Below are 9,145 nucleotides of genomic sequence, written 5' to 3'. Positions count from 1 at the left end.
CAGGCCATTTTTGTCATAAACGCAGTCAGTAACTTGCATTGGCCCGCCGCCGCTGACATAAACGCAGTCAGTAACTCGCATTGGGATAAGTAGCAAAAGATGCCCACCGGTCGACCCCCCCCCCCGAACGGGCATACTTTTTGTCTATTAACCAGCTCCCCTAGCGGGACTCCAACCACGCCACAATGTCGGAGTAGACCTCTTCCTTATTCAACTCGTTGAGAATCTCATGGCGACCATCCGGATAGACCTTAAAGCGCACGTCCTTCTTGCCCGCGTTCAGGTATTTGCCCACGACCTCAGTCACACAGGCAGCGCCACCCGCCGGATCAACAGCACCGGAAACCACGAAAAGCGGCAGCTCATCAGGCGCTTTCTCATAGGCTTCAGACGAATTCGCGTAGTGCGTGCCGACGAGAAGGTCGCGGAAAAAGGCATTGGTGGGAACGAAACCGCACTTGTCGTCCGCAATATAAGCATCAACAACCTTGTGATCGCGGGTGAGCCAATCAAACTTAGTGCGGCGCTCAAAGCCCTTGTTGTAATCAGCAAAGGTGAGAGTGTTGAGCAGCTTGCCCGGCGCGGTAGGACGAATCTTAGCCAGCAGGTTTGCCACCTTCATTCCCGCGTCGCCCTTAGCCCCTGGCCACGACACGGTGCCCATGATAATGACGCCGGTAAGCCCCTCTCCGTACTTGGCGATGTAGTTACGAGTCAGAAGCGACCCCATGGAGTGGCCGAGAATATAGTGCTTGCTGCCTGGGAATTCAGCATCAACATACTGGCGCACCGCGTGGAGGTCTTCGAGAATCAAGTTCCAGCCACCGTAGTCAGCGAAGTATCCCGGGATACCAGCATCCGTCTTGGTCATACCGTGGCCGCGATGGTCGTGCGCGACGACGGCATAGCCCTGGGATACGAGGTACTCGGCGAACTTGGCGTAGCGGTTGGCGTACTCGACCATGCCGTGGACAATCTGCACCACTCCCTTAGGAGTAATGGGCGCGCCCTTGTCATTTTCTGGAACCCAGCGCAACACATTCAATGTGGCACCTGGGCGAGAAAGCGAAGTCCTAACAGCCGATGTCACGTCGGGCACCTTTCGCGTAGAGGTTTCGATACTTACCGCTCATCGTACCGAGGAAGTTGGCTGCTCACTGGTGCTTTCGCCAACAAACAAAGAAAAACTCTGCCCCCCCCCAAAGTGACAGAGTTTTTCAAGGGACCTTACGTCTTTACGTTTTTGCGTTTACACGTTTCGCGCGTGACGCTCGCGAAGCTACAGAATCTCGCCCGGCTTGTAGGTCGCGGCCTCTGGGTACTTGTCCACGACAGCCTGCACACGTGCAACTACGCGGTCAACCTGGGATTCCGCGGCACCGATGAACGCATGGCGGTTCGCCAGAGCGTCGGCAAGCCCTGCGGCATCCAGCGGGAAACGCTCATCTGCAGCGAGACGTTCAGTGAGATTCTGCTCAGCGCCCTTTTCGCGCATATCCAGTGCGGTGGCGACGGCGTGCTCCTTGATGATCTCGTGGGCTTCCTCGCGGCCCATACCAGCGCGAACGGCTGCCATGAGGATCTTGGTGGAAGCCAGGAACGGCAGGTAGCGCTCCAGCTCACGGTCGATCATGGCCGGGAATGCACCGAACTCGGACAGGACGGTGAGGAAGGTTTCGAACATGCCGTCCATGGCGAAGAAGGCATCCGGCAGTGCAACGCGGCGAACCACGGAGCAGGAAACGTCACCTTCGTTCCACTGAGTACCGGCGTATTCGGAGAGCATGGTCATGTAGCCGCGCAGAATGACCTGGAAACCGTGGACGCGCTCACAGGAGCGGGCGTTCATCTTGTGCGGCATGGCGGAAGAGCCGACCTGGCCTTCCTTGAAGCCCTCAGTGACGGTCTCATTACCGGCCATCAGGCGGATGGTGGTGGCCAGCGACGCCGGGCCTGCACCGAGCTCGACCAGCGCGGACAGAGCGTCGAAGTCGAGGGTGCGCGGGTAGACCTGACCAACGGAGTCAAAGACGCGGTCGAAGCCGAGGCCTTCAGCGATTTCGTTTTCCAGGGAGGCCAGTGCGGACTCATCACCGTCAAGCAGATCCAGCATGTCCTGGGCGGTACCCATCGGGCCCTTGATGCCGCGCAGTGGGTAGCGGGAAATCAGGTCTTCTACACGCTCGATGCCCAGCAGCATCTCGTCCGCAGCGGAGGCGAAGCGCTTACCCAGGGTCGTTGCCTGTGCGGCGACGTTGTGGGAGCGACCTGCCATGACCAGCGATTGGTACTCGGAGGCCTTCTCCGCAGTGCGGGCGGCAACGGCAACAGCCTTGTCGCGCACGACTTTCAGCGACTGCAGAACCTGCAGCTGCTCGACGTTCTCAGTCAGGTCACGCGAGGTCATGCCCTTGTGGATGTGCTCAGTGCCAGCCAGGTCGCAGAACTCTTCAATGCGGGCCTTCACATCGTGGCGAGTAATACGCTCACGGGCGGCAATGGAGTCGAGGTCAACCTGATCGATGACCTCCTCATACGCCTCGATAGTGCCCTCCGGCACCTCAATTCCGCGGGCGACCTGAGCCTTCAGAACGGCAATCCAGAGCTTGCGCTCGAGGATGATCTTGTACTCAGGGCTCCACAACTCCGCCAGGGTCGCAGAGGCGTATCGGTTAGCAAGGACGTTTGCGATCTTCTTTTTCTCAGCCACGCCCTCAAGTATTCCATGACCACTGCATCCGCGGTTATCTAGGCCATGGATGACCACGCATTTCTTCCACGCCCTCGTTGAATTTGCGCATCAATCGCACGAACTCCGCGAGCTCCGAGTCTTCCCAGTCATGCGTAATGTCATCGACGGTATTCTTACGCGCCTCAATCTCCCGGTGCAGCAGCTCTAGCCCCTTGTCGGTCGCGCTATGCACCTTCGCGCTTGACGACGGCGCGGGCCTCTTCGCGATATACCCCTGCCGCATGGCGGCGGCCAGCTGGCGGTGCACCGTAGAAATGTCCAGCCCCAGCGCATCGGAGAGCTCGGCGACTGTCATATCCGGCTGCGCTTCCAGCCTAGCCAGCAGTGCTGCGGCGGAGCGATCCAGCAGGATGTCCTTGCGATGTGGCCGGTAGCCGCTGGAGCTCACCCGGGATAGCAGCATGTTCTCGTAAACGAGCGCGGCCAGGTCGTCGTTTCGCACGGTGGCAGTCAATCCTCTTGTCGCCTTTATGTCGGCCCTTTTATGGGCCTGCGGGATGTATCTGTTTGTTGAACAGCTCCTATTCTAGCGCGCCGCGGATGGGGTTAAGGCCGAAAAAGCGCGTTTGCATCATACAAACCGATTGTTATAATTCGAGCCCTAACTGTATTTTTGCACGATACAAATACCGGAAAGCAGTTTTGCCAAAGCACTAATTCCACGATCGTTTTCAAACGAGAAAAGAGACCGTATCTTCAGCATGACAACGCATACGACAACACAGAACAGGCGCAGACAGAACGAGCAGGACGAGCAGCACGGGCAAGACAAGCTCTTCTCCCCCGCGTTCATCATCAGCTGGCTGATTAACTTCAGCATGTACCTGGTGTTCTACCTTTCAATCACAGTCATGGCGCTCTACGCCGTCCAGCGCTTCTCCGCCTCAGATGCCGCCGGTGGCTTCGCTGCCAGTTCTTTCGTGGTCGGCGCCACCATCGCGCGACTCTTTTCCGGCTACTTGGTGGACACCTTCGGTGGTCGCAGAATCATGCTTGGCTCGCTCGCTGTCATCGTGGCAGCCTGTGCCGCCTACCTGTGGGCCGCATCCCTGCCGGTCCTGATTGCAATCCGCATCATCCACGGCCTGACCTACGCATTAGCTTCCACCGCCGTGATGGCCGCCGCCCAGACCGCTATTCCGGCTTCGCGCCGCGCCGAGGGAACTGGCTACATCTCGCTCGGCACCACCCTGGCTACAGCGATTGGCCCAGCTCTCGGCCTGGCCCTTATTGGTTCGGTCGGATACAGCGTCCTCTTTGCCACAGCCCTCGGCCTGTCCATCGTCGGACTGGTGCTGGCGCTCTTTCTGCCACATCACAACGAGCCCACCACTGCGAAAACCAAGGACGAGGCCGCCGAGGATTCGTCGGCAAGCGAGACGAAGCGCACGTTTTCCTTCGATGACATCATGACGCCGAGAGTGGTGCCAATCGGCCTGTTCATGCTGCTCATCGGCCTGGCGTATGCGGGCGTGATTACATTCCTGAACCGATACTCGCAGCTGAGCGGCCTGGCTAGAGGCGCCAGCTTCTTCTTCATCGCCTATGCGGTTGCGATGATGGCGGCGCGTTTCTCACTGGGACGCCTGCAGGATCGCCGCGGTGACAACCCCGTCATCGCCATCGGCCTGGTGTGCTTCACCATCTCACTGCTTGTTCTGGCTTTCGCAACCGCTGACTGGCACGTTATCGCCGCCGGTGCGCTCTGCGGCCTGGGCTACGGCACGCTGATGCCGGCCTGCCAGACCATCTCTGTGCACCTGGCCCCGGCACACAAGTTGGGCACGGGCATCTCGACGCTGCTCTTGCTTGTCGACGCAGGCATCGGCCTCGGCCCAATCGTGCTTGGTTCGGTAGCCGCCACTATGGGCTTCGACAAGATGTACGCAGGCCTGGCGGTTGTGGTGGTTCTCGCTGCTGTTTTCTACTGGTTCGTGCATGGCCGCAAGCCTGTTGCGAGGCGCCATCGCGTGGATCTTTAGAACTAATTGGTGTGCAGTCACTTTTCACAGGTGAATATCGCACAAGGAACACCGATAGCAGTGATGTGTCGTGAGTCACCTATACTTTTTCACATGACTGAATCATCCACACCACAGAGCATGATTTCGATTGCCGGGGTGAATAAGCACTACGGCGATTACCACGCTTTGCGCGACATCAATCTGGAAATCCCAGCTGGTCAGGTCGTAGTTGTCCTCGGCCCCTCCGGCTCTGGTAAGTCCACACTGTGCCGAACCATCAACCGCCTCGAGACCATAGACAGCGGCGAGATCCGCATCAACGGCAAACTTCTCCCAGAAGAGGGTAAGGAACTCACCCGTCTGCGTGCTGAGGTCGGCATGGTCTTCCAGCAGTTCAACCTCTTCAGCCACATGACCATTCGCGACAATGTCACGTTGGCCCCACTGAAGGTCCGCAAGATCTCAAAAGCCGAGGCCCGCGAGCGTGCGGACAAGCTGCTCGCCCGTGTCGGCATTGCGGAACAGGCTGACAAGTACCCGGCACAGCTCTCCGGCGGTCAGCAGCAGCGCGTCGCCATCGCACGCGCCCTGGCCATGGACCCGAAGGTCATGCTTTTCGACGAGCCCACCTCCGCGCTCGACCCGGAAATGATTAACGAGGTCCTCGACGTCATGACCGACCTGGCCAAGGGCGGCATGACCATGGTCTGTGTCACCCACGAGATGAGCTTCGCCCGCCGCGTGGCCGACCGCATCCTGTTCATGGCCGACGGTGCGATTGTCGAAGACACCGACCCGGAGGCCTTCTTCACCAACCCGCAGAGCGATCGTGCCAAGGACTTCTTGGCCAAGATCGTCGGACACTAGGCGGGGCTGGTCACCATGAAGCTTTCACTATTACGAGGAGGCCAGGGACGCAGTCGCAACCAGGGCCGCCGAGGTGTCGTCGGCAAGCGAGTTGCGGCGGCTGTCGTAGCTGTTGCCACGACAATGAGCCTCGCGGCCTGCGGTAGCGGCGGACCCCGAAACCTGCTGGCTGATATCGAAGCCGGGCACGTGACGCTGGGTACGAAGTTTGACCAGCCGGGTCTCGGCGAGCGCACCCCGGACCGTGAGTTCGCGGGCGTCGACAACGATGTTTCCCGCTACGTCATTGAGTACATCGCCAACAAGAACGGTTGGGATGTGCCCGAGATGGAGTGGCGCGAGACCCCGTCCGCTCAGCGCGAGACGCTGATTAACAACGGCGAGGTCAACATGATCGCCGCCACCTACTCCATCAACGCTGGCCGCCTGGCTGCCGTCGACTTCGCCGGCCCGTACCTGGTCACGCACCAGGCACTGTTGGTGCGCGGTTCCGAGGGCATCCAGGGGCTTGACGACGTCGCCCCGGGCACTCGCCTGTGTTCTGTATCCGGCTCCACCCCAGCGCAGAAAGTCAAGGACGCTCTGCCGGAGGTACAGCTGCAGGAGTTCGATACCTACGCCGCGTGCGCGGAAGGTGTGAAGCAGGGTGTCGTCGATGCCCTGACCACCGATGCGACCATTCTCGCGGGCTTCGCCCAGCGCTACAAGGAGCGCTTCGGCGACGACTTCCGCGTGGTCGAGCTGCGCAACCCCGATGGTTCCTACTGGACCAATGAGTACTACGGCATCGGCCTGCCCAAGGGTGATGATGCCAGCCGTGAGGCCATCAATGAGGCGCTGGAGTCGCTGTACGACACCGGTGAGCTTCAGAAGATCCTGAAGAAGCATTTGGGCGACAAGTTCGAGCTCGACGACAAGCCGGCAATCGGCGATCTGTCGTTTGTAGAGAAGAAGTAGGAAGGGGTGCGAGCAAACAATGAATCCAGAACTATGGAGTGAAATGGGGCCGGAACTGCTTCCGGCTTTCTGGGTAACCATCAAACTGACGATTGCTTCGGCAATTGGTTCCCTGATTTTTGGCACGCTTCTCACCGCTATGCGCGTGAGCCCCGTGGGAATCCTGCGTACCCTGTCGACCTGGTACATCAACATTGTCCGCAATACCCCGCTGACGTTGATTGTGCTGCTGGCCTCGATGGGTCTCTACTACAACTTGGGGCTGCTGCTGGCTGCGGAGAATGACTCCTTCATTGTCAAGCAGAACTTCCGTCTCGCGGTGTTGGCGTTTGTTGCCTACACCTCGTGCTTCGTTGCGGAGTCCCTGCGCGCCGGTATTAATACTGTGCCGTTCGGGCAGGCCGAAGCCGCCCGCTCCCTGGGGCTTAGCTTCGGCCAGAGCTTCCGCTACATCATCTTCCCGCAGGCGTTCCGTGGCGCTATCGTGCCGCTCGGCAATACCCTGATTGCGCTGACGAAGAACACCACGATCGCCTCAGTAATCGGTGTGGCTGAAGCGTCGCTGCTGATGAAGACCATGACCGAAAACTACGCCAGCGATATCCTGATTATCTTCGGCATCATCGCTGTCGGCTTTATTATTCTGACTCTGCCGACCGGCCTGTTCTTCGGCTGGGCTGGCAAGCGATGGGCGGTGAAGCGCTAATGGCTACTCGCGCAACAGTTCTTTACGACGCGCCGGGCCCCAAGGCTCAGCGCTTCAACCGAACCCTCACCTGGATCGTGGCCGCAATCACCGTTGCGATCCTCGCCTGGGTCGGAATGAAACTGGCCGACAAGGGCCAGTTCGAGGCGAATAAGTGGTCGTTCTTCCTCGAATCCACAACCTGGACCACGTACATTCTGCCCGGCTTGGTCAGCACCATTATCGCGGCTGTGGTCTCTATTGTGTTGGCACTGGTTATTGGCGCTCTCCTGGGCGTCGGCAGGCTGAGCCCGGTCGCACCGGTGCGCTGGGGGTGCTCGGTGATTGTCGAGTTTTTCCGCGCCATTCCGGTGCTGGTGCTCATGCTGTTCGCCTACTCGGTGTTCGCGCTTTGGCAGCTGTTTCCGTCGAACTACCTCGGCTTTGCCGCCGTTGTGTTTGGCCTGACCATGTACAACGGATCCGTCATTGGCGAGACGCTACGTTCCGGCATCGAGTCGCTGCCGAAGGGCCAGCGTGAGGCTGCGATTGCGCTGGGTCTCTCCCACCGCCAGACGATGGTCACCATTTTGCTGCCGCAGGCAGTCGCCGCCATGTTGCCGGCGATTATCTCGCAGATGGTCATTGCGCTGAAGGACTCCGCACTGGGCTACATGATTGGTTACGTCGAGGTTGTCCGCTCCGGCCGCCAGCTTGGCGAGTACTACGGCGCCATGATTCCATCGCTGGTCGTCGTGGCAATCATTCTCATTGCCATCAACTTCGGTCTGGCCAACCTTGCCGAGCGTATCGAAAGCCAGCTCCGCGCCGGCCGCGCCCGCCGCAACATCATTGCGAAGGTTCCGCAGCAGCCTGATGTCGGTGTCACTACTAAGGATGAAACCAACGTCGACTGGCACGCCGAAGGCCACCGAGATCTGCGCGGCACGCACGAGTAAAACTCGCGCATTACCCACGCCCCGCGTATTCACATTCGCTTTACGACGTGTACAGCGACGCCGCCCACGGAAACTGTTTTTGGTTTCCGCTGGGCGGCGTTTTTGTTTGTCTATGGCCTTTGCCTTCGCTCTTATCGATGCACTACTCACTGATGGCCACGCTGCAGCGCATCGATAGGTGAATAGCGTGGCCACAAGTGGCGGGCACCTTTTGCTGCTTACCCCAATGCGAGTTTCTGACTGTGTTTATGACACCGGCGGCGGGGCGATGCGAGTTACTGACTGCGTTTATGACAAAAATGGCCCGAAAAATGGCTTGAAAGTGTCCTAAACTCGCACAGTTTCACATTTGCAGCCCGTAGTTTGTCGGATTGTCCGCTTTGCTACTTAACGCCGGGTTGTGGAGCTGCCGCAGTTGGGGGTTTTACATCACCATCTAATGGTTCCTTTGGAGGTGGCATCGTTGTTCTTCATCTGGCCTGCACATTTGGAGGTTCGGGGTCTGTTACGTGTCACCTAGAAAGCAAACCAAGACCCAGTTACCACTTGCGAGTGCCATTCCGGTGGATTGAATGAAAAAAGGCGGGAATACAGGAGTTCTCCTATATTCCCGCCGTCTCCTTTTAGGAGCTAGCAATGCGGCTCGAAAGCCTTGGTATCACTAGTTTTCATTCTGCGAGTGGCGCTTACGAACCGCTAGTAAAATACCACCAGCCAGCAACAGCATTGCTGCGATTCCTAGCGTGCCAGCGACCTTAGCGCCGGTGACAGCCAGAGAAGACCCGCCCTTGGAGCTGGAGCTCGAGGTGCTGCCACCCGAGCTGCTGTGGCCCGAGGTACTTCCACTGGAGGAGCTTCCACCAGAGAGGCTACCGCTGGAGGAGCTTCCGCCCTTTGAGCTAGAGCCCGAAGTGCTACCACCCTTGGAGCTGGAGCCCGAAGAGCTAGAACCTGAGCTGCT

The 9,145-nt window shown here is 59.0% G+C and carries 9 protein-coding genes; 5 read left to right on the top strand and 4 right to left on the bottom strand.

Going from position 1 to position 9,145, the window contains the following annotated elements; genetic code table 11:
- Window positions 1-160: 160 nt before the first annotated feature.
- The 3 genes from HMPREF2820_RS10325 to HMPREF2820_RS10315 all read right to left on the bottom strand — a co-directional run bounded on the left by HMPREF2820_RS10325 (window position 161) and on the right by HMPREF2820_RS10315 (window position 3,194).
- Window positions 161-1,090, bottom strand: coding sequence for an alpha/beta hydrolase (locus tag HMPREF2820_RS10325; protein WP_070603963.1), 930 nt, complete (start codon window positions 1,088-1,090; stop codon window positions 161-163).
- A gap of 189 nt (window positions 1,091-1,279) precedes the next feature.
- Complete coding sequence (purB, locus tag HMPREF2820_RS10320; RefSeq protein ID WP_070603962.1) at window positions 1,280-2,710, bottom strand: adenylosuccinate lyase; 1,431 nt, start codon at window positions 2,708-2,710, stop codon at window positions 1,280-1,282.
- A gap of 34 nt (window positions 2,711-2,744) precedes the next feature.
- A complete protein-coding gene (locus tag HMPREF2820_RS10315; RefSeq protein ID WP_070595808.1) occupies window positions 2,745-3,194 on the bottom strand; it encodes a MarR family winged helix-turn-helix transcriptional regulator in 450 nt (149 codons plus the stop codon).
- Window positions 3,195-3,453: 259 nt separating this feature from the next.
- Here HMPREF2820_RS10315 and HMPREF2820_RS10310 point away from each other — a divergent pair, with 259 nt between their 5' ends.
- From HMPREF2820_RS10310 to HMPREF2820_RS10290, 5 genes are all read left to right on the top strand, one after another.
- Window positions 3,454-4,734 carry an MFS transporter gene (locus tag HMPREF2820_RS10310; protein ID WP_070603961.1) on the top strand — a complete coding sequence of 427 codons (1,281 nt, stop codon included), beginning with the start codon at window positions 3,454-3,456 and terminating at the stop codon, window positions 4,732-4,734.
- A 120-nt stretch (window positions 4,735-4,854) separates the two neighbouring features.
- On the top strand, window positions 4,855-5,583 hold the full coding sequence (locus HMPREF2820_RS10305; RefSeq protein WP_070603960.1) for an amino acid ABC transporter ATP-binding protein: 729 nt from the start codon (window positions 4,855-4,857) through the stop codon (window positions 5,581-5,583).
- Between the two features lie 15 nt (window positions 5,584-5,598).
- Complete coding sequence (locus tag HMPREF2820_RS10300) at window positions 5,599-6,540, top strand: glutamate ABC transporter substrate-binding protein (RefSeq protein WP_070603959.1); 942 nt, start codon at window positions 5,599-5,601, stop codon at window positions 6,538-6,540.
- Window positions 6,541-6,559: 19 nt separating this feature from the next.
- The gene (locus HMPREF2820_RS10295) at window positions 6,560-7,246 is read left to right on the top strand and encodes an amino acid ABC transporter permease (protein WP_048733083.1); all 687 of its coding nucleotides are present in this window, start codon (window positions 6,560-6,562) and stop codon (window positions 7,244-7,246) included.
- Window positions 7,246-8,184 carry an amino acid ABC transporter permease gene (locus tag HMPREF2820_RS10290; RefSeq protein WP_070603985.1) on the top strand — a complete coding sequence of 313 codons (939 nt, stop codon included), beginning with the start codon at window positions 7,246-7,248 and terminating at the stop codon, window positions 8,182-8,184. Before HMPREF2820_RS10295 ends, HMPREF2820_RS10290 begins: the two co-directional genes overlap by 1 nt.
- 661 nt (window positions 8,185-8,845) lie before the next feature.
- Here HMPREF2820_RS10290 and HMPREF2820_RS10985 read toward each other — a convergent pair.
- On the bottom strand, window positions 8,846-9,145 hold a 300-nt coding region (locus HMPREF2820_RS10985; protein WP_210398722.1), incomplete at its 5' end, for an LPXTG cell wall anchor domain-containing protein.

It is taken from the genome of Corynebacterium sp. HMSC064E08, from assembly GCF_001811805.1.
Lineage (GTDB): Bacteria > Actinomycetota > Actinomycetes > Mycobacteriales > Mycobacteriaceae > Corynebacterium > Corynebacterium jeikeium_D.
This window is presented reverse-complemented; position numbering and strand designations above follow the sequence as displayed.